At 53.4% G+C, this 20,934-nt stretch carries 19 protein-coding genes and 1 tRNA gene; 14 read left to right on the top strand and 6 right to left on the bottom strand.

Annotated features, from left to right (window positions below):
* Window positions 1-83: 83 nt before the first annotated feature.
* The 3 genes from V6575_RS03375 (at window position 84) to V6575_RS03365 (ending at window position 4,169) form a co-directional block, all read left to right on the top strand.
* The gene (locus V6575_RS03375) at window positions 84-1,559 is read left to right on the top strand and encodes an outer membrane beta-barrel protein (protein WP_340272633.1); all 1,476 of its coding nucleotides are present in this window, start codon (window positions 84-86) and stop codon (window positions 1,557-1,559) included.
* Window positions 1,560-1,738: 179 nt separating this feature from the next.
* The gene (locus V6575_RS03370; protein WP_340272632.1) at window positions 1,739-2,980 is read left to right on the top strand and encodes a lytic murein transglycosylase; all 1,242 of its coding nucleotides are present in this window, start codon (window positions 1,739-1,741) and stop codon (window positions 2,978-2,980) included.
* Between the two features lie 37 nt (window positions 2,981-3,017).
* A complete protein-coding gene (locus tag V6575_RS03365) occupies window positions 3,018-4,169 on the top strand; it encodes an SGNH/GDSL hydrolase family protein (RefSeq protein WP_340272631.1) in 1,152 nt (383 codons plus the stop codon).
* 84 nt (window positions 4,170-4,253) lie between these two features.
* Here V6575_RS03365 and V6575_RS03360 read toward each other — a convergent pair whose 3' ends face one another.
* The 3 genes from V6575_RS03360 to V6575_RS03350 form a co-directional block, all read right to left on the bottom strand.
* On the bottom strand, window positions 4,254-5,696 hold the full coding sequence (locus tag V6575_RS03360; protein WP_340272630.1) for a glutamate synthase subunit beta: 1,443 nt from the start codon (window positions 5,694-5,696) through the stop codon (window positions 4,254-4,256).
* Window positions 5,697-5,785: 89 nt separating this feature from the next.
* On the bottom strand, window positions 5,786-10,522 hold the full coding sequence (gene gltB / locus V6575_RS03355; RefSeq protein ID WP_340272629.1) for a glutamate synthase large subunit: 4,737 nt from the start codon (window positions 10,520-10,522) through the stop codon (window positions 5,786-5,788).
* 154 nt (window positions 10,523-10,676) lie between these two features.
* Window positions 10,677-11,036 carry a hypothetical protein gene (locus V6575_RS03350; RefSeq protein ID WP_340272628.1) on the bottom strand — a complete coding sequence of 120 codons (360 nt, stop codon included), beginning with the start codon at window positions 11,034-11,036 and terminating at the stop codon, window positions 10,677-10,679.
* A 108-nt stretch (window positions 11,037-11,144) separates the two neighbouring features.
* Between V6575_RS03350 and V6575_RS03345 the strand changes: the two genes are divergently transcribed.
* From V6575_RS03345 to V6575_RS03325, 5 genes are read left to right on the top strand one after another with little or no spacing between them, the layout of a single operon-like run.
* Window positions 11,145-11,444 (top strand): BufA1 family periplasmic bufferin-type metallophore, encoded by a 300-nt coding sequence (locus V6575_RS03345; RefSeq protein WP_340272627.1) that lies wholly within the window; start codon window positions 11,145-11,147, stop codon window positions 11,442-11,444.
* Between the two features lie 52 nt (window positions 11,445-11,496).
* Window positions 11,497-12,441, top strand: coding sequence for an MNIO family bufferin maturase (gene bufB / locus V6575_RS03340; RefSeq protein WP_340272625.1), 945 nt, complete (start codon window positions 11,497-11,499; stop codon window positions 12,439-12,441).
* Window positions 12,431-13,210, top strand: a complete 780-nt coding sequence (locus tag V6575_RS03335; protein ID WP_340272624.1) for an HvfC/BufC N-terminal domain-containing protein — start codon at window positions 12,431-12,433, stop codon at window positions 13,208-13,210. Before bufB ends, V6575_RS03335 begins: the two co-directional genes overlap by 11 nt.
* 50 nt (window positions 13,211-13,260) lie before the next feature.
* Window positions 13,261-13,845 carry a DoxX family protein gene (locus V6575_RS03330; protein ID WP_340272622.1) on the top strand — a complete coding sequence of 195 codons (585 nt, stop codon included), beginning with the start codon at window positions 13,261-13,263 and terminating at the stop codon, window positions 13,843-13,845.
* A gap of 45 nt (window positions 13,846-13,890) precedes the next feature.
* Window positions 13,891-14,943, top strand: a complete 1,053-nt coding sequence (locus tag V6575_RS03325; RefSeq protein ID WP_340272621.1) for a threonine aldolase family protein — start codon at window positions 13,891-13,893, stop codon at window positions 14,941-14,943.
* Window positions 14,944-15,025: 82 nt separating this feature from the next.
* Here the strand turns inward: V6575_RS03325 and V6575_RS03320 are convergent, their stop codons facing one another.
* Window positions 15,026-15,490: an Hsp20 family protein gene (locus V6575_RS03320; RefSeq protein ID WP_340272620.1), complete on the bottom strand. Its 465-nt coding sequence runs from the start codon at window positions 15,488-15,490 to the stop codon at window positions 15,026-15,028.
* Between the two features lie 192 nt (window positions 15,491-15,682).
* Here V6575_RS03320 and V6575_RS03315 point away from each other — a divergent pair, with 192 nt between their 5' ends.
* The 3 genes from V6575_RS03315 to V6575_RS03305 all read left to right on the top strand — a co-directional run bounded on the left by V6575_RS03315 (window position 15,683) and on the right by V6575_RS03305 (window position 17,794).
* On the top strand, window positions 15,683-15,898 hold the full coding sequence (locus V6575_RS03315; RefSeq protein ID WP_340272618.1) for a hypothetical protein: 216 nt from the start codon (window positions 15,683-15,685) through the stop codon (window positions 15,896-15,898).
* 378 nt (window positions 15,899-16,276) lie between these two features.
* Window positions 16,277-16,726, top strand: coding sequence for a hypothetical protein (locus tag V6575_RS03310; RefSeq protein WP_340272617.1), 450 nt, complete (start codon window positions 16,277-16,279; stop codon window positions 16,724-16,726).
* 117 nt (window positions 16,727-16,843) lie between these two features.
* A complete protein-coding gene (locus V6575_RS03305; protein ID WP_340272616.1) occupies window positions 16,844-17,794 on the top strand; it encodes an alpha/beta fold hydrolase in 951 nt (316 codons plus the stop codon).
* A 27-nt stretch (window positions 17,795-17,821) separates the two neighbouring features.
* Here the strand turns inward: V6575_RS03305 and hisN are convergent, their stop codons facing one another.
* Both hisN and V6575_RS03295 read right to left on the bottom strand, forming a co-directional pair.
* A complete protein-coding gene (hisN, locus tag V6575_RS03300; RefSeq protein WP_340272614.1) occupies window positions 17,822-18,628 on the bottom strand; it encodes a histidinol-phosphatase in 807 nt (268 codons plus the stop codon).
* Between the two features lie 297 nt (window positions 18,629-18,925).
* Window positions 18,926-19,789: an N-formylglutamate amidohydrolase gene (locus tag V6575_RS03295; protein ID WP_340272723.1), complete on the bottom strand. Its 864-nt coding sequence runs from the start codon at window positions 19,787-19,789 to the stop codon at window positions 18,926-18,928.
* Window positions 19,790-20,037: 248 nt separating this feature from the next.
* On the opposite strand from V6575_RS03295, the gene cpdR reads away from it, so the two are divergent.
* The 3 genes from cpdR (at window position 20,038) to ykgO (ending at window position 20,921) form a co-directional block, all read left to right on the top strand.
* Window positions 20,038-20,397, top strand: coding sequence for a cell cycle two-component system response regulator CpdR (cpdR, locus tag V6575_RS03290; RefSeq protein WP_340272613.1), 360 nt, complete (start codon window positions 20,038-20,040; stop codon window positions 20,395-20,397).
* Between the two features lie 145 nt (window positions 20,398-20,542).
* Window positions 20,543-20,617, top strand: a tRNA-Val gene (locus V6575_RS03285).
* A 178-nt stretch (window positions 20,618-20,795) separates the two neighbouring features.
* Entirely contained in the window at window positions 20,796-20,921 is a 126-nt protein-coding gene (gene ykgO, locus V6575_RS03280) for a type B 50S ribosomal protein L36 (RefSeq protein WP_340272612.1), read from the top strand.
* Window positions 20,922-20,934: the final 13 nt, after the last annotated feature.

Genomic DNA, 20,934 nt, shown 5'->3' with positions numbered 1-20,934 from the left:
TCAATTCGTTAAAATCAACGAAGAATTAACCATGCTGGGTCACTTTGAGGCTGTGATAAAAAGCCTTGCCAAATTGGTCATTCATGCTGCGTCAACTTCCCTTTCTTGTCAGTTTTCTAGTGCTTTCCTGCACCATGGCTGTCGCACAAGATCTGTCATCAGATCTACGCGGGGGTGTGTCTTTTTCTGACGAGGATACTTTGAGCGCCGTGGCAAATTCTGCAGAGAGCCCGGACAATTCTGCTGGAAACGGCGCTGGCTCGGACACAGCGGCAGCGGATGCAGCGATCAATGCTGCCATTGCTGAAGACGATTCGACAGGTTTGGGAACCGCCGGGAGGGTCGTGCCCGCACGTCCGTTCGCTGACCGCATTGCTGCTGTTCGAGGTGTTCAGTCGGCAAGCGGTGCAGTCCAAGATGATGGTGTTTTTGGGGGCGATACAAACTTTGACCAAGCCAGCGGCCTTCGCCTTGGCAGGTTCACGATTTTACCGGAGATCACCATTACTGGGGGGTGGACTGATAATACGGCCCAAACGCAATCCGGCACTTCTGGTCAACTTTACCGGATTTCGCCAAACATTACGGCGACATCCAATTGGTCCCGGCATCAACTCGATTTCGCTCTTCGCGGGACTTATGTCGGTTATCCGGATCAGAGAAGCGATGATAATCCTAGCCTGACAGCTTCCACTGCATTGAGGCTCGACCTGAACAGCCTGACCACAGTCAATGGGTCCGCGGCCTATACGTATTCGCGCGAGGATAATTCCAGCGCTGAAAGCAGCGGCGGGAATGATGATGTACATCAGCTGTCGACAAGCCTTGGTGTGACGCGTGATGCTGGACTGGTCGGCGTTACGCTTCGCGGTGCGCTGGACCGGAACATCTATACGGCCGGTGATGCAGGAACGCCTTCGAGCGCGCGTGATAATACGCTTTATTCAGTAAACCTGCGTCTTGATACCAATACGGGGGCGACCTTTTCTCCCTTTACGGAAGGCTCACTTCTGGTTCGGCGTTATGATAACTCCTGCAGTGATGCATTGTGCGAAGATCGGAATGCGAATGGTTATCAGCTGCGCGGCGGCGTCGCGATTGCAACCGGCTCAAAACTGAGCGGCGAAGTCGGGGCTGGCTGGCGGATCGAAGATCTGGAGGATGAACGACTGGAGAATCTACAGGGACTTATCGTTGATGCGTCTCTGGTCTGGTCTCCGACACGTTTGACGACGATTACAGGCGGCTTGGGCACCAGCTTTGAGGCAACGGACATAGACGGGGCTTCTGGCTCAATCATCTATTCAGGCGATCTTCGGCTGGCTCATGAGTTCAGCGACAGGATCGTCGGTGAAACCGGGATAGGGTACAGCTACCGGACCTATCAGGGGGCCTCAATTGAGGAGGAAACCCTCACGGGTCTCGTTGGTCTTACCTACGCGCTTACTCAAAATATCGCGCTTCAGACACGGTATAATTATCGGAAATTCACAGGTTCAGATGAGGTTTCTGACTACAGCCAAAACTCTATCGAGGCTGGGCTCAGGTTCCGTCACTAGAGCGTTTCCGTTCAGTTTTGATAGAAATGTGATCAGTCTGAATGGGGAAAGTGCTTTTAATGCCTAAAACGACGAGCAAAATGAACATGGTCGCTTACATGGTTTTGACAATAGAAGATTTCAGGGTTTTTGGACGCTGTATTTCTTAAGTTGAAACAGGGTGACGCAGGGAGGTCTGTATGAATACAAAAGGATTTGAGGCCATGCCGCTTATGAAAAGCAATCATGCGTTCATTGCGGTTTTGCTTGTCATTGCTGGCCTATTCTCATCTACTGGCGCGGCATCTGCCGACGCCGGGTTTGATCGTTTCATTGCAGATTTTCGCTCGAAGGCCACAGCTGCAGGTATTTCCTCGCAAACATACAAACGAGTTTTTCGTGGGATGGATCCTGACCCGGACACATTGCGCTTGATGGCGAAGCAATCTGAGTTCGTCAAACCTGTGTGGGACTATCTTGACAGCGCTGTTTCGGAAGCGCGCGTTGCCCGTGGCCGTGAACTCTTGAAAGAATACGAGCCCGTATTGCGTCAGGTCGAATCGCGTTATGGGGTTGATCGTGAGGCCGTTCTTGCAATTTGGGGGATGGAGACCAATTACGGTGGCTTCATGGGTAAGCACAACGTGATCCGAGCATTGGCAACGCTTGCGTATGCTGCTCCTCGCCGGAAAAGCTTTTGGCGCAAGGAATTGCTCAAGGCCCTTTCCATTGTTCAGGCAGGCCATGTCCGGTTTGAAAACATGGAAGGTTCATGGGCGGGGGCTATGGGTCACACTCAATTCATGCCGACCAGCTGGGAAGCTTATGCCGTCGATTACGACGGGGATGGTCGTCGCGATATCTGGACATCCATTCCAGATGCATTGGCTTCAACGGCTTACTATTTGAAAAAACACGGCTGGCAGACTGGCAAAACCTGGGGCTATGAAGTCGTCCTTCCGCGCTCATTTGACTACCGCCTTGCCAATGACGACACAAAGCTCACCCTCAGTGGCTGGACCAAACAAGGGGTGCGCCGAGCCAACGGTCGAGGGTTCCCGCGTCCGAGTGACAATGCAATCCTGGTCATGCCGGCAGGGGCCAGCGGCCCAGCTTTCTTGATGTTGCGAAATTTCTACGTGATCAAGCGCTATAATAATGCAACCGCTTATGCATTGGCAGTGGGGCACCTGTCAGACCGAATTATCGGTGGTGGAGGTCTTGCGGGTGACTGGTCGCGGGAATATCTGCCGTTGTCCAGATCAGAAACGGCCGAATTGCAATCTGAGCTTAATCGACGCGGGTTTAATGTGGGTACTGCTGACGGCCGTGTTGGACCGGCGACCCGGCGCGGCATTCGTGCGTACCAGCGGGCACGTGGGCTGATACCTGACGGCTATGCATCTATTGTTTTGCTGGCACGGATCAAGATGGACGGCTAGACTTGGTGCTCAAGCATTGTTGCAGGAAAAAGTTCGAGTGCCGACTTCGACAAGTTATGTTCACGGCAGAAAAACGTGCCGATTTTTGATCGGAGCGCTTGTCCTATGCGTTTTGGGTATGTTCGGAGGTCATGCAACGGATGCTCTGGCGCAGAGCTCGGGTGGGGTTATTCGGCCAGCTCCCGGGACTTCGAAGAACTTCAATCCGCTGAGCCCTCTGTTGAAGCTTTTCGGAGTGAACAAGCCCCGCAAAAGCCATAATACTCGGCGTCAACAGAACACTGTCAAGGCAAACAGGCCGCGTGATAACGTTCCGCGTTTTATTGCAGAACCGAAGGATCCTGATGCGGGGGTCGTCCTGGTTGTAGGCGACCGGATGGCTCGCGGTGTCGCCGAAGGCTTGACATTTACTCTGGCGGATAAACCGATGGTTCGGATTGAGACCATTCTTGAGGAAGGTCAAGGCTTGGCCGGTTTTGTCGCTCCTGATTGGAGCGCGAAGGTTCTTGCTCGCATCCGGGGTGATAACGTCAAAGCGGTTGTTGTTATGATGGGGAAGGAAGACCTTGGAGCGCAGTTCCCAGGCAAGCCTCCTGTTGAATTCGCGACAAGTGCGTGGTGGGAAGAGTATAACATCAAGGTTGCTCAGCTTGTTACTGCGATCCGGCAGGAAAGAAAGCCTTTGGTTTGGGTCGGCCTGGCACCAACGGGTTCAGAGACCACAAACGTTGATTTCCTTCAGATGAATGAGGTTTTTCGCGCGAAAAGCGACGGAGAACGCGGGCATTTTGTCGACGTTTGGGAGATTTTCTTGTCTGATACGGGTGAATATACGTCCTACGGACCGGACGTCGAGGGCAAGAATCGACGCTTGCGGACGTCAGATAAGGTCGGCTTTACTTGGACTGGCTATCGGAAGCTTGCTTTCTTCGTCGAGCGTCAGCTGTCGCGCATCCTTGGTGGCTATGGTGGGCTTGCCTTCGAGGGTGTCGAGGATGACCCGAATTTTATCGTTCTGACGGGGCGGACGACCTCGCCGGAGGATGAGCTTTTGGGTGAGGATGGGGCAACTTCAACGCCTGAGGTTGAGACCTCTGCCTATCGGTTCTTTGTAAAAGGCGAGCCGCTTCCACCCATGCCGGGGCGTGTAGATTCAGTGCCGTTGGCCAATGGGGCTGGCGGTTTTTGAAGAACGTATAATCGGGAGTTGTTGTCTGCTTTTGATAAAAAAGGGCTGCCGGTCGGCAGCCCTTTTTGCATGAATTCTAACAGATCATAGTGGCAGGTTCGTGCTGCCGGTCAGGAATGTATCGACAGACCGGGCAGCCTGACGGCCTTCGCGAATTGCCCAGACAACCAAGGACTGACCTCGACGCACGTCGCCTGCGGCAAAGACCTTGTCGATGCTTGTCTTGTAGCTGTCTGTATCAGCTTTGACATTGGTCCGGCCATCAAGCTCCAGAGCTTCGCCAGCCTGTGAAATGTATGTGTCCAGGCGCGGGCCTGAAAAGCCAATTGCTGCCAGAACGAGATCTGCGCGAAGGATGAACTCTGTGCCTTCAATTGGGCGGCGCTTTTCATCAACGCGCGCACATTTTACGCCGGTGACGTGACCATCTTCTCCAACGAGCGCCAGCGTTGCGGCTGAAAACTCCCGCTCTGCGCCTTCAGCTTGTGACGAAGACGTACGGAATTTCGTTGGCCAGTATGGCCATACAGTCAGTTTGTCTTCCATCAGCGGCGGGATAGGACGGATATCAAGTTGGGTCACGGAGAGCGCGCCCTGGCGGAAGGCTGTGCCGACGCAATCGGATGCGGTATCGCCACCGCCGATCACGACCACATGTTTGCCTGCTGCCCAGATAGGAGCCTCGTCGCCCGTTGGGCTTACCTCAGGCTCACCGCCAACACGCCGGTTTTGCTGCACTAGGTAAGGCATCGCCCAATGGCAACCTTCGAGTTCCATTCCGCCGACACCAGGGTCGCGTGGACGCTCGGAACCAGCGCATAGAACCACAGCGTCATGACGTTCTGCCAGCTCTTCAATCGAAACTGATGTGCCAACATCAACGCCATAATGGAATGTCACGCCTTCGGCTTCCATCTGTTCAACGCGGCGGTCGATGTAGTGCTTTTCCATTTTGAAGTCTGGAATGCCATACCGCAGGAGACCACCGGCTTTTGGCTCGCGCTCATAGACATGAACGGTATGCCCAGCACGTGCGAGTTGCTGCGCTGCGGCCATGCCAGCTGGTCCAGAGCCGACAACAGCAACTGCACGGCCTGTCTTCGTGGTTGCTGGTTCGGGCACGATCCAGCCCTGGCTCCAACCCTTGTCGGCAATGGCCTGCTCGACGGACTTGATATTGACCGGCACGTCTTCCAGATTCAGGGTGCAGGCTTCCTCGCAAGGTGCAGGGCAGATGCGGCCTGTGAATTCTGGGAAGTTGTTGGTCGAATGCAAGTTACGGATGGCCAGTTCCCAATCGCCTGAATGAACCAGATCGTTCCAGTCAGGTATCTGGTTATGGACCGGGCAGCCTGTCGGTCCATGACAGAACGGAATGCCGCAATCCATGCAGCGGGCCGCCTGACGTTGAACTTCGTTTTCGGCCAGAGGAATAGTGAATTCCCGAAAGTGGCGAATGCGGTCTGATGCAGGTGCGTATTTCTGTTCCTGCCGATCAATTTCCAAAAACCCAGTTACCTTGCCCAAGGCGACCTCCTCAAAAACTCTTGTCACATTGTCGGCCTCAACCGGGTGCCGTGGCACCCGAGAGCCGGTTCAGTATCCAGATTTCGGCGTTATTCCGCCGCCACCATGCCGAGCCGTTTTTCCTCCATTTCGCGGAGGGCACGGCGGTATTCGAGTGGCATGACTTTCACGAACTTCGGACGGTATGTCTCCCATTCGTCAAGGATCGTCTGTGCCCGTGTCGATCCAGTGTAATGTATATGTTTGGCCAGCATCTGTCTTAGACGTTCATCATCATGTCGGGTCATGTCGCATGTGATGTCAACGCGTCCCTTATGCTCGATGTCTCCGCCATGGTGATGCAGTTTTTCGAGCAGATCGTCTTCTTCCGAAACGGGCTCGAGTTCTACCATCGCCAGATTACAGCGGCTGCGGAAGTTGCCTTCCTCATCGAGAACATAGGCGATCCCACCGGACATGCCTGCTGCAAAATTGCGTCCGGTTTGGCCAATCACGACGATTACACCGCCGGTCATATATTCACAGCCATGATCGCCGACACCTTCGACGACGGCTAGAGCACCGGAGTTGCGGACAGCGAAACGCTCACCAGCCACGCCCCGGAAGTAACATTCGCCGGTCGTTGCACCATAAAGAACGGTGTTGCCAACAATGATCGAATCTTCGGGAACGATCCGCGTATTTGCGGGAGGCCGAACGATGAGGCGTCCACCTGAAAGGCCTTTGCCGACATAATCGTTGGCGTCGCCTTCAAGATCCATCGTCACACCTTTGGCAACGAAAGCACCAAAGGCCTGGCCTGCTGTTCCCTTAAGCTGGATCTTGAGCGTGTCGTCCCGCAATCCCTTGCTACCGTAACGCTTGGCGATTTCGCCAGAAAGCATCGCACCAACAGATCTATCGACCGAGCAGATGGTTTCCGTAACGATGGTCGGCTCTTTGGAGTCGAGTGCAGGCTTTGCTGCTGCGATCAGGCGGCGATCAAGAATATCATTAATAGGATGCTCCTGGCGCTTGGTCCAGCGTGTTTCTTCCGGCTCAGCTTCTGGCTGGTAGAAGATCCGGCTGAAGTCGAGGCCTTGTGCTTTCCAGTGACTGATTGCTGTTTTCTTGTCGAGGAAATCGGAGCGTCCAACAAGATCATTAAGCTTGGCTACACCAAGCGCTGCCATCAGTTCCCGTAATTCTTCAGCTACGAAGAAGAAGTAATTGATGACGTGCTCCGGAGTTCCCTTGAAGCGCTTGCGTAAGACGGGATCCTGGGTCGCGATGCCGACCGGACAGGTATTGAGATGACACTTGCGCATCATTAGGCAGCCCGCTGCAATCAATGGGGCAGTTGAGAAAGCAAATTCGTCAGCTCCCAAAAGCGCGCCAACCAGAACGTCTCTGCCAGTGCGAAGCCCACCGTCTACCTGCAGTGCTATACGGGAACGAAGCCCGTTAAGCACCAGCGTCTGTTGGGTTTCGGCGAGGCCGATTTCCCAAGGGCTGCCAGCATGTTTCAGTGAAGTGAGCGGCGATGCGCCTGTTCCGCCATCATATCCGGATACGGTGATGTGATCGGCGCGAGCCTTTGCAACGCCTGCCGCAACCGTGCCAACGCCAACCTCGGACACGAGCTTCACGGAGATGTCTGCAGCGGGATTGACGTTTTTCAGATCATAGATCAGCTGAGCAAGATCTTCGATCGAATAGATGTCGTGGTGCGGCGGCGGTGAAATCAGTCCAACGCCTTGTGTCGAATGACGCACCTTAGCGATTACGGCATCGACTTTGTGGCCCGGAAGCTGTCCACCTTCACCTGGCTTTGCACCTTGCGCGACTTTGATCTGGATCATGTCGGCGTTGACCAGATATTCTGTGGTGACACCGAAACGGCCCGAAGCAACCTGCTTGATCGCGGAACGCTGCGGATTGCTGGATCCATCTGGAAGAGGCTTGAAGCGCTCTGGCTCTTCGCCGCCTTCACCTGTGTTGGATTTGCCACCAATGGCGTTCATCGCGATTGCCAGCGAGGAATGTGCTTCGCGAGATATCGAGCCGTAGGACATGGCCCCGGTCACAAAGCGCTTCACGATATTCTCTGCAGATTCGACTTCAGACAGGTCGATTGGCTTGTGGCCAATCTCATCGGCACTTTTGATGCGGAACATACCGCGGATGGCAAAACGACCGCTTTCCTCATTTACCTGATTTGCAAATTCCCTGTACATGTCCGGAAGCTTTGAGCGAACTGCATGTTGAAGGACTGCGATGGAATCCGGCGTCCACATGTGGCTTTCGCCGCGCATGCGATAGGCGTAATCGCCGCCAACTTCCAGTGTCCGACGCAAGATGGCGACGTCGCCAAAGGCTTCAGCGTGGCGTTGAACGGTTTCGGTGGCGATTTCGGCAAAGCCGACGCCTTCTATGGTTGTTGATGTTCCTGTAAAGTATTTTTTGATCAGCTCGCTGGAGAGACCGACTGCATCGAAGATCTGTGCACCACAATAGGACTGATAGGTCGAGATGCCCATCTTGGACATCACCTTCAAAATGCCCTTGTCGATAGACTTGATGTAGCGCGATACCACTTCACCGGCGTCCACTTCCTCAGGGAACTCCAATTCAGCATGCATAGACAGCAGTGTTTCGAAGGCGAGGTAAGGATTGATCGCCTCTGCTCCGAAACCAGCCAATACGCAGAAATGATGAATTTCGCGGGCTTCACCAGTTTCAACAACGAGACCGACAGATGTGCGCAATCCCTTGCGGATCAAGTGATGATGAACGGCTGCGGTTGCTAGCAGTGCTGGTACGGCAATGCGGGTCCGGCTGATCTGCCTATCCGACAGAATGATGATGTTGTCACCATCGCGGACTGCTTTTTCTGCGCGCTTGCAGAGTTCTTTGACGGCTGCTTCCATTCCTTCTGCGCCGCGTTCGGCAGAGTAGGTGATGTCGAGAGTTTTTGCCGAGAACTGATTGTCTGCGATTTCGCCGATGGCCCGGATTTTCTCTAGATCCTCATTGGTGAGGATCGGCTGGCGAACTTCCAGACGTTTGGAGGTTGACAGGCCTTTTAGGTCAAACAGGTTTGGACGCGGGCCGATGAAAGAGACCAGGCTCATCACCAGTTCTTCGCGAATCGGATCAATCGGCGGGTTGGTAACCTGCGCGAAGTTCTGCTTGAAATATGTGTAAAGCGTCTTTGACTTGTCGGAGAGCGCAGAAATGGGCGTATCGGTCCCCATGGATCCGATAGCTTCCTGGCCAATGGTCGCCATTGGCGTCATCAGGAGTTTGATATCTTCCTGGCTATAACCAAAAGCTTGCTGCCGATCGAGCAAGCTCTCCCCGGCCACCGGAGCGCGATCGCGGACTTCCGGCATGTCTTCCAGGAAGATCTGGGAGCGATGCAGCCAGTCCTTATACGGGTTGGCCGTCGACAGCTCGCGTTTGATCTCGTCGTCGGAGACAATACGGCCCTGCTCCAGATCGATCAGCAGCATCTTGCCTGGCTGTAGACGCCATTTGCGCACGATGCGCTCTTCAGCAACCGGCAGGACGCCGACCTCTGATGACATGATGACGAAGTCTTCATCGGTGACGATGTAGCGGGCAGGACGTAGGCCGTTTCTGTCTAGTGTTGCACCGATCTGGCGACCGTCTGTGAAAGCAACAGCTGCCGGGCCGTCCCAAGGTTCCATGATCGCTGCGTGATATTCGTAGAAGGAACGACGGTTTTCGTCCATCAGCGGATTGCCGGCCCAGGCTTCCGGGATCAGCATCATCGCCGCATGAGCTAGCGAATAGCCGCCCATGACGAGAAGCTCAAGCGCGTTGTCGAAACAGGCTGTATCTGATTGTCCCTCATAAGAAATAGGCCAAAGCTTATTGATGTCGTCGCCAAACAGAGGAGACGATACAGACGCCTGTCGTGCAGCCATCCAGTTGACGTTGCCGCGCAGCGTGTTGATCTCACCGTTGTGCGCAACCATGCGGTATGGGTGCGACAAGTCCCATGACGGGAAAGTGTTCGTAGAGAAACGCTGATGGACGAGCGCCAGAGCGGAAACGAAGCGCGCATCTTTCAGGTCATTATAATAAGCACCAAGCTGGTACGCGAGGAACATGCCTTTATAGACGATGGTACGGCTCGACATCGAGACGATGTAGAAGCCGTTGTCGACGGCATTGGTCTCCGTGCGCACGGTGTTTGAAATTACTTTGCGCAGCACGAAAAGACGGCGTTCGAAGGCCGCTTCGTCTTCGTTCTCAGCTCGTTTGATGAAAACCTGACGTGATACGGGCTCGGTAGCCGCAATGTCAGGGGCCTTTGACAGGGAGGAGTTGTCGACAGGTACGTCGCGCCAGCCGATCAGGCTTTGGCCTTCAGCATCGATGATGCGTTCGACGATTTTCTCGCATTTTGACCGAAGGTCTTCATCCTGTGGGAGGAAGATAAAGCCAACCCCGTAGTCACCCTGCTTTGGCAGTTTAATGCCTTGGGCTGCGAGTTCCTCAGTGAAGAAGTCATGAGGGATTTGAGTCAGCATGCCAGCGCCGTCGCCCATCAATGGGTCAGCACCGACAGCGCCACGGTGTGTCAGATTTTCCAGAACCTGAAGACCATCAGCGATGACACGATGAGATTTCACACCTTTAAGGTGGGATACAAATCCAACACCACAGGCATCATGCTCGCGCAATGGATTGTAGAGGCCATTGGCTGCGGCTGCGCTCAATCGTGTTGCCAGGGAGGACTTTGTTGCGACAGTTTTTTCCGCATCAAGTCCATCTGCCTGCATGGCTGTGCCTGTCGTCAGATCCGTGTTTATCATGTGCGCCCTCACCGTTATCCAGTATGCCGTTGCGAAAGCGTCGGGCCACAGTCGGGTCGCGCTCCTGTCCGGACGCGGCTCGTGCGACGACCCTGGCATCTCGCCTCGGCTCTGTCGAAATATCCAACGTTTCGCTGTCCTCAAGCGAACCGTTTTAATTGACGCAGCGGATGTATTTCGCTGCCGAATGCCCGGTCGTTTTACCGTCATTCGCATCTTGATTGTCTAATCGTGACAATCCGTTGGTCTGCCCGGTCTGTAACGCTGAATAACTTGACCAATTTTTGCCAAAGAAATTCAAGTCCGACGAAAGGGACAGTGTTCCTGTCCTATTGCGAGCGGCGCGAACATGCCAGATTTCACGTTCCGGAGCAAGTAAGTTTATATACTCTAAAATTAGTTTTGTTTCGCCCTTGATGTTTATTCGTTCATCTTGGTCGGTGTAAGTGGGGTGTTGAGAAAGAATGTTGCGCACCTTGGTCGTGCGGCTTGTTTCCGTTCTTTTTGCGGTCACGGTCGTTTGATTTCCCATTGATCGGATAAGAGGTCATTTTTTTCCTGCGGTGAGCATGAAATAGAAATGTCACGCACCAGTAATTTTGTTCCAAGACGGAGAATTTAGATGCAAAAAAAGGCCATGACTGCTGCAATTGTTGCAGGTGCTGTCGCAACAGCCCTCGCTGGCGTTGCTGCGCCAACGGCTGCTAATGCCCAAGCTAAAGAGAAATGCTATGGTGTTTCACTTAAGGGCAAGAACGATTGCAAGGCTGGTGCGGGCACCACATGCGCTGGAACGTCGACTATTGATTATCAGGGCAATGCCTGGACCTTGGTTCCAAAGGGAACATGCGTCTCCATGGATGTTCCCGGTGATCGCAAAGGGTCTTTGACAGCGCTTGAGCGCGATGTTCCGAAAGCTTGACCCCTAAGTGTCATAATGCAGGCTTTCTATAAAAGAGATTGGGAAACGTTTCATGGCACAGTCGATCTATTCCAAGGTTTCTGCTGCCAGAAACGTTTCTGTGATCCAACCGAGGGCCGGTGCTGGTCTTAAAGCAGAGCATGTCTCCATCATTTTGGAGGAGCAACCGGAGATCGCGTTTTTCGAGGTGCACGCAGAGAATTATATGGGTGCTGGCGGCGTTCCTCATCGCCAGCTTGAGGCGATACGGCAAGATTATCCGATTTCATTACACGGTGTTGGGTTGTCCATTGGGGCTGAAAGGCCGCTTGATAAGGAGCACCTTCAACGCTTCAAGATACTTAATGAGAGATATGAACCCGGCCTGTTTTCAGAGCATTTGGCTTGGTCGACCCACGACACAACCTACTTCAATGATCTTTTGCCGGTGCCCTATGATGAGCCAACCCTGGAGAGGGTTTGCAGCCACATTGACCAGGTTCAAGAGGTCATGGGCCGCAGAATGCTGCTGGAAAATCCATCGACATATGTTGCTTTCGAGCAGAGCACTTTGAGTGAACTTGAGTTCTTGTCAGCTGTGGTTGATCGCACCGGCTGTGGTCTGCTGCTGGACGTCAACAATGTGTATGTGTCTTGCGTCAATCATCAGCAATCCGCGGAAGATTATCTGGATGCTTTTCCGATGCATGCAGTGGGCGAATTACATCTTGGTGGTCATGCATGCGATGAAGATGATGAAGGCCGCCCGCTGTTGATTGATGCTCATGATCGGGAAGTTGATGAAGCCGTTTGGCGGCTTTATGAAAAGGTGATCGCGAGTCACGGTGAGCTGCCGACCCTGATTGAATGGGACAATGATGTGCCGGACTGGCCGATCCTCTTGGCCGAAGCAGAAGCTGCCAATCGCATTCTAGCGAGAGTACACAGCCTAAAAGAGGCTGTTGGGTCCGTACGTGCTGAAGGTGGACAGGGCGGGGAGGCACGACTTGCCGGTTGATCGTGCTCATGAAGCGGCATCGTTCCCGGGTTTTGGCGATGCTTTGCTGGATGCTTCCTTGCCCACGCCGACAGGTATTGTAGGGCCGGACGGAAATCCTGCGCCCAAGCGGTTTGGCGTTTATCGTAATAACGTCATTTCAAGCTTGATCGAGGCACTGGAACAGACCTTTCCGGCCGTGCAGCACATGCTTGGCGAAGAGTATTTCAAGGCGCTGGCCAGAGACTTTGTCGTTGCTCATCCTCCCACCTCCCCCGTACTGATCTGGTACGGAGATGAATTTCCAGCCTTTGTCGAGTGTTTCAAACCGCTGGCACCTTATCCCTACTTGTCCGATGTGGCGCGTGTGGAATGGGCCTGGCTTCAAGCCTATCATTCTCAGGACGCAGCGCCGCTCGATCCGTCTGAACTGGCTGCGGTCGCACCGAAAGATCTGGGCGCAATGGTTTTTGCTGTTCATCCTGCAGTTTTCATCGTTCAGTCGTCTTGGCCGGTATGGTCGTTGGTGGCGGCGAATCGATTCGCACTCGGTGAAGCGCAAGTGGAAATCGATTTTTCTGACGGGCAGAGCGTCCTTGTGACGCGACCGCATCTGGATGTTGAGCTGATGAGATTGCGCTCCGGGGGGGCTTTGTTCTTGGAGAAGCTAATGTCAGGGGCCACGCTTGGCGTTGCCGCTGAGGAAACAAGTGCTACGGACCATGAATTTGTCTTGTCGGACACCCTTACTGATTTTCTATCTCTTGGGGTGTTCCGGACTTTATTATAGTGAAATCGCGTTGGTATGATTTTGGATACCGAGAGCACAATGGGGGTAATATGAGCACGCTTATCAGTTTACTGGTCGGTCTTTATCATTCGGTCTTTGGAACGCTTGAGCGTTTGACCAATGGCTGGTTCCTAGGGCTCGCCGCACGCTTTGTTTTTGCGAGCGTATTGCTGGTCTATTTTATCAATTCTGGACTGACTAAAATCGGCAGCGGGTTTTTGGGCTTTTTGTCACCAAGTGACGGTGCTTACGCTCAAATTCTGCCAAGGCTGATGGAGCAGGTCAGCTATGATAGTAGTCAGATTGCGTTTTTCCCATATGGGTTGATTGTCTTGCTGGGGACCTGGAGTGAATTCATCTTGCCTGTTTTGGTGACCATTGGGTTGTTCACTCGTGCCGCCAGCCTTGGCATGATCTGCTTTGTGGTGGTGATGAGCTATGTGGATATCACCGGACATCACGTGGAAGCTGCGACCATTGGCGCGCTGTTTGATGGCAACCCGAGTGGATTGATTGCGGATCAGCGCTTGATGTGGGTTTTCGTCCTGTTGGTGCCAATGCTGAAAGGGCCTGGGCTTGTCTCGCTTGATGCGCTTTTGGGCTCTTATTATCGCAAGCGTGAACGCTATTATTGAAGAATGCATCTTGCCCCGGTTTGAGCGAGCTGGTTAAACCGGGGCATGAACTTTTCAAGTGACAATTGGGCGGGAGCAACGGCGCCGGTGATGGCTGCCCTGAACCGCCATTCGACGGGGCTTGCCCCAGCCTATGGAACTGACCCTCTCACGGAAGATATTTCAGCCAGATTTTCTGAGATCTTTGAAACTGAAGTTACCGTTTTTTTCGTCAGCACCGGGTCCGCTGCAAATTCTTTGGCCTTGTCCGCCTTTGCGAAGCCCGGAGGTGCCATTTTTTGCCACAGGGATGCGCACATCCAGGTCGATGAATGCGGTGCTCCTGAGTTTCTGACCAGCGGTGGCAAGCTGGTTTCTGTTTCAGGCGCAGCAGGCAAGATCACGGCAGAGGCACTTCGCGAGGCCATGTCAGCTTTTCCAGATGGCGTGGTTCATCACGGACAGGTTGCCAGCGTTTCCATCACCCAGCCGACCGAATGCGGTACACTCTACACTTTGGAAGAGATCCGGCAGATCAAAGCTGTAGCGGATGAGCGTGGCGTGCCGCTCCATATGGATGGTGCGCGCTTTGCCAATGCTTTGGTCTCATTGGGCTGTACGCCTGCTGATATGACCTGGAAGGCAGGGGTGGATGTTCTGTCGTTCGGCGCGACCAAAAATGGCTGTTGGTGTGCCGAAGTTGTTGTGTTTTTTGACCCGAAGAAAGCGCTGGGCTTCGAGTATTTTCGAAAGCGTGCCGGACACCTTTTCTCCAAGAGCCGATTTGTTGCTGCTCAGCTGGAGGGGTATTTTGAGGACGATGCATGGCTGGAGACGGCGGCGCAGTCCAATAACATGGCACTGCGGCTTGCTCAGGGAATTCGTGCTTCAGGCGGGCGTACTGCCTGGCCGGTCGAAGCAAATGAAGTGTTTCCGATTTTGCCAAAAGACACCGTTAAAAGACTTCAGGACGCAGGCGCTCTTTTTTATGATTGGCCTGCGAATGGCCTGCCAGATGATATGGCACCTTCGGAAAATGAAGTCTGTCTGCGTTTGGTCACAAGCTTTGCCACCCAGGCAGCTGACGTTGATTGTTTCCTGGAACTGCTAAAAGTTTGAGGGCTTGCTGTCTGAACTAAAAGGCGCCCGGTGTGTGACCGGGCGCTTCAACTATCTATTTTAGCTCAGTTTCAGTCTTGTTCTAGTGAGCCTGGGTTTCGATTTGTTTCGTCGAACTTTTGCCGGAGTCTGAGCCGGTGCCGATTTCGATTTTTCTCGGCTTCATGGCTTCTGGAAGTTCGCGGACCAGATCAATGTGCAGAAGGCCATTTTTTAGATGCGCACCGCCCACACGGACGTATTCAGCAATCTGAAAACGGCGCTCGAATGCGCGTGAAGCAATGCCGCGATAAAGAATGTCGCGACCTTCGCTTTCGTCGGGCTTCTCGCCTTTGATCGTCAGCAAATGTTCCTTGGCCTCAAGGGTCAAGTCGGATTCAGCAAAGCCTGCCACAGCCATTGAGATCCGATAGGCGTTTTCGTCTGTCCGCTCGATGTTGTAGGGCGGATAACTCGGCGCTTCTGAGTTTGCAGAGTCGATCATGGAAAATAGCCGGTCAAAGCCCACGGTCGAACGGTACAGTGGTGAAAAATCTACATGACGCATGTGTTTAGTCCTCTTTTTGAGCAACGCATATGGTCTGGCTTTCATGTCTCCCGTATTGGCGAGACTGAGAGCATGTAACGGGCCCGATTGGCACCCGCTTGACTTCAGATGGTGGCGTTGAATTCTTCTTTCAAGAGGCTGGCTGACTCGCCATTTGACCGCATATTTTGATGGCGCGATATATTCCATTGAATGGAATGGTCCCAATCTGACCGTGTCCTGAACCGAGTATCGGCTCAAATCGGCAAGGTGATCGCACTGGATCCTGCAACAGGTCTGGTGTCTCTACATGCGAGCACCTATCGCATTTCAGGTGTTTCGGTAATCACCTATTTTGATCAAACGCTCGACACGGATGGTCGTGTCTCTACCCGCTCAAGGCCAAATGCCAGCTATGCCATCAGGTGAGGTCAGTCGCGATCACGAACCCTTGGCACGGTTTCGACTGCGAACATGGCGCCCAGCCTGCTTGATGCCATTCTAACATTTCAAACATATACACAGATCATGCTATTATATCAGGCTGGTCGAGACGTCGAAGGGGTTTATCTGCAGGTATATGTAGATAATTCTGACCGCCATGTAATGGCCCGTCTTACTATAGAGAAGCTTGACTAAGGTTTTGACCTTTAAAAATCATGCGCTGGTCGATCTGTAACGGATCGAACTCTACATACCTAGCTGAACATCTGATGAACGAATGCTTCCGGTTTGGTTCAAGCGATGGAGGGCAAAGTCTCGTCAACACCAGCGAGGTGCTGGTGAAGAGGATCGAGGAGACCAGGCATGAACATCTCTATTAAAATCATGAGCGCGCCGATTGCAGCAGCTCTTATCGTTGTTGGCCTTGCCGCTTCGGCACAGGCAGCGCCACGTCAGTTGCAGCAGCAGGTGGAAACAGGCTCATCACTGATCGTAGATGTGGATTATCGCCATGAAGGGCGTCGCGCTCAGGAACATCGGCGTGACTGGCAACGTGGACATCGTGGCGGATACATGCGTCCCGGTCACGGTGCCCGTGAAACCTACCGTATGGGGCCGCGTCAGGTACGCAGGAGCCTACGTGACCAAGGGTTCCATAGGATCCGTATCCTGGATGAGCGCGGCCCTGTCTATGTGGTCCGTGCCAAGGGATGGCGCGGCAAGCCGATGCGTCTCATCGTTGATTCCCGGTCCGGACAAATCCTGCGTAAGCACAGGGTTCACTACAGAAATAACAATGGTTACCGCTGGTAGGATTATCGAATTTTGAGTGTCAGCACGGTAGCTGTCATGTGGGACAGCTGCCGTTTCTGGTTGTGGCGAGTTGATGCCCCGAGTATCAAGGTGTGATAGAGTTTTGGGACCTTGCGCATGACCTTGATAGACCATCCAGAAAATCCTGTCCCGGAAGGCAGCGTTTCGGGCTTTGTCAAAACGGTCGATGGTGTCGATATCCGGTATGCCCATTGGCCCTCGCTCGGGGGGCTTCGGCGGGGAACGGTTACGATCCTGCAGGGCAGGGCCGAATTCATCGAAAAGTATTTTGAAGTGATCCAAGACCTTCGCCAGCGAGGTTTTTCGGTCATTGCTTTCGATTGGCGCGGGCAGGGCGGGTCGGAGCGTTTGTTGGGCAACCGCAGAAAAGGCCATATCCGGAATTTCTCCCAATACCGGACAGATTTGTACACGGTGTTGAAGCGCATTTCACTTGCTGAATATGCAGGGCCGCATTTTGCTTTGGCGCATTCCACTGGCGGGGCTATTTTGCTCTCTGATGCTATCAGATTGAGAACCATGTTGGACCGTGTTGTTTTGGGATCGCCGCTGACCGGAGTTATTGACAATGGCTGGTTAGAAAAAATCCTGTTTCGGTTGGCTGTTATTCTGAAGTGGGTTGGTATGGGTCGGCTATTTTTACCGGGTGGAAAAGCCGACTTGTTTGCTGATTTTGAGGGGAACCGGCAAACCTCGGATGAAAGGCGCTTTGATCGGGCGAATGCTGTTTTGCGGCTGTCACCTGAACTCGGGATCGGTTCACCCACAATTGGCTGGTTCTATGCGGTGGCGGGAGCCTTGCAGTCGTTTCGAAAGCGCGGCTACGGCCCAAGTGTTTCGCTTCCCTGTCTTGTAATTGCTGCGGGAAACGACCGAATTGTCTCGACGCCAGCAACGGAGGAGCTTGTCTCTCGTCTGAAAGCTGCTGGGTATCTTGAAATCGCTGGCGCAGAGCATGAGTTGCTCATGGAGCGTGATGAAATCCGCGACCAGTTCTGGGCAGCCTTTGACGCCTTTATCCCCGGACAGGCAGGGGGCTTAGTCTGACTTGGTGCATAAGCCATTGAATTGGCTCTAGCTTGCCGAGGAAGCCAGGCTCTTCAGGGCAATTTCGTGCAGCCTTGGATCACCACTGGCGATGATTTGGCCGCCGTTCGCGGCTGATCCACCGGTCCAGTTTGTGACCACACCGCCAGCACCTTCAATGATAGGTATCAGCGCAACTATATCATAGGCTTGCAGTCCGGATTCGATCACCAGATCCGCATGTCCGGCGGCTAACATGCAATAGGCGTAGCAATCAGTTCCGTATCGGGCGAGTTTGGTTTTTGCCTCTATGACATCATAGGCGGCGCGTTCCTCGTCTTCGAAAAGAGCCGGTGTGGTGGTGAACAGGACGGCTTCGTCAAGACTTGCGCAAGGCCGTGTTTGTAAGGCCTTGGTTCCAATTGGACCTTGATACCAAGCCGACTTACAGTCTCCGGCATAGCGCTCGTTTACATAGGGCTGGCACATCATTCCAAGGCTTGGTTTGCCGTTGGTCGTAAGACCTATCAAGGTGCCCCAGGTCGGTAGCCCGGTGATGAATGACCGGGTTCCGTCGATGGGGTCAAGGACCCACACGTGCTCTGCGTCGAGGTTTTCCGGACCGTGTTCTTCGCCGAGGATACCGTGGTCAGGATACTCTGTGTTGATGATGGTTCGCATTGCTGTTTCGCCGGATCTGTCGGCGATGGTGACTGGATCGAACCCGCTATCTAGCTTGTTGGACACATCATGGCCTGTGCGAAAATGGGGCATGATTGAGTCGCTTGCAGCTGTTGCCAACCGGTTCAGAAAACTCGCATATGTGTGCTCTAGAGGCATCGAAATGGTGCTCATTGGTTTTCCTTTGTCGTTTGGTCACAAAATAACGGCAGCCGTGTATTCACTGTATTGCTATATGAATCAGGTGTTTAATTCTATTAATCGCGTGATCAATTACCTGATTTGATGTGTTTGCATATTTTTTCAGCGTGACTGCCTATAAGGCATGCTTGATTTTTTTGCGTTGCGGTGTAGTTTTGTTGCATCGCAAAAGGAATTTTCCGAGTAGCGTCGCCCTCCTTGGGCGTTTCCTCCCTAGACTCGGGCCGCCATTCGTGCGGCCCTTTTTTTATTCTGAGTTGAATTGTCAGATTATTCTGCCGCCATTTCGTCAATCGCAAAGGCTGCGTCTGGCATGCAGGTCAATTCTTTGGCAAAGGTCGCCAAATCCGATCTCAGCGTGTTGAAGCCGTGGTGTGGTGTGTGGCTTGCCTCATCCATGTAGAGCCCGCGATTGATTTCGATTTGTAGGGTGTGCAAGCCGCGGACGGGCCGACCGTAATGTTCAGTGATAAAGCCGCCCGCATAGGGTTTGTTTCGGCTGACTGAGTATCCCATCGATTGCAGCAGGGATGCGGCAGTGTCGGTCAGTTCCGTTGGGCAGCTGGTGCCGTATCGGTCGCCGAGGATGAAATCGGGACGATGATTTGAGGATTGGCATAGCACCGTCGATGGCATCGAGTGGCAGTCAATTAGGATGGCATAGCCAAAAGCCACGTGTGTTTGTGCCAAAAGGCGCCGCAGGGTCGAGTGATAGGGCTTGTAGATTTTCTCAATCCGCATGAGGGCTTCACTGACCGGCAGGCGGTGGCGATAGATTTCATGTGCGTCGCTAACGATTCTGGCAATCGTCCCCAGGCCGCCTGCAACCCTGATTGAGCGAATGTTCGCATAGGAAGGAAGGCGTTCCTCGAACATCTTAGGGTCGAGCTCATAAGGTTCCCTGTTCACATCGAGATAGGCACGTGGAAAGTGAGCGCGTAGCAGCGGGGACCCGAGTGGTACAACGTGTTTGAACAGGCTGTCGACAAAGGCATCCTCAGACCGGCGTATCGTGTGTTCATTTAGACGGGAGGAATTCAGGAAGCTTCGAGGGTACTGGCAGCCCGAATGGGGGGAGTTGAACACAAAGGGAAGCCGCTGGTCGGCGGACGCAAGCACTTCGAAAGGCGGCAGCCCATTGAAATCGACGTCGCATGATGCGTGTAGGTCCGGAATCTTGCTAGTCGCCAAGTGGAGCCTTTCCTTTCTTCGTTCTCTATGGTGCCAAGGAAACGATGCGCAGTCCACAGAAACTGACAGGCTTCCCCGTCGAAACGGTTTCACTCTATCTTTACGTTGGATTCTGACTATAAACGGGCTGGAGGTCGACGGGGATACTGCCCGTTCGAAGAGTTTTCCTCAAAGAGTAATGGTTGCAAACGATGTCGCGTATCCTTCTTGCAGAAGATGACAATGACATGCGTCGGTTCCTGGCAAAGGCGCTTGAAAACGCTGGCCACGACGTGGTGTCTTTCGATAACGGTAAAAGTGCTTATGAGCGCCTGAGGGAAGAGCCTTTCTCGCTCCTTCTGACCGATATTGTAATGCCAGAGATGGATGGTATCGAGTTGGCTCGCCGTGCGACCCAATTGGATCCCGACCTTAAGGTTATGTTTATCACAGGGTTTGCGGCAGTTGCTCTCAATCCGGAATCAGATGCTCCGAAGGATGCTAAAGTCCTGTCGAAGCCGTTCCATCTGAAAGATCTGGTTCAGGAAGTGGAAAAAATGCTGGTAGCCTAGCGATGGATCGCAGGTTTTGGTCATCTATTTGATGCCTTGCGGAATTGTTTGACGGTTCTGTGAAAAAAGGGTGTTGCGTCAGTCCAAGAACCTCGTTATATCGCTTTTCACCACGGCGTTTCGGCGCCGCGTTACCGAGAAATTCGGGCGTGTAGCTCAGCGGGAGAGCACTTCGTTGACATCGAAGGGGTCACAGGTTCAATCCCTGTCACGCCCACCATTATTGCGCTGCTGGCCAGTCATGGCCTGATCGGCGCGGGTCTTCCCGGACCGCGATATAAATCGGCGCAACGGTTTTCCGTGCTGCGATTTCCCAGGGAAGAGCCAGTCACAGCGAGCACTTTAAGTGCTCGTTTTATGTTTACGGGTAAGTAGGGCCCTTTCGGGGGGACAGTGTCATGAAGATCAGAAATTCGCTTAAAGCTCTTATGGGACGCCACCGTGACAACCGCATGGTTCGCCGTAAAGGCCGCGTCTATATCATAAACAAGAAGAACCCGCGTTTTAAAGCTCGCCAGGGCTAATGCCGGGTTGGCG

The organism is Roseibium algae, assembly GCF_037783265.1.
Lineage (GTDB): Bacteria > Pseudomonadota > Alphaproteobacteria > Rhizobiales > Stappiaceae > Roseibium > Roseibium algae.
This window is presented reverse-complemented; position numbering and strand designations above follow the sequence as displayed.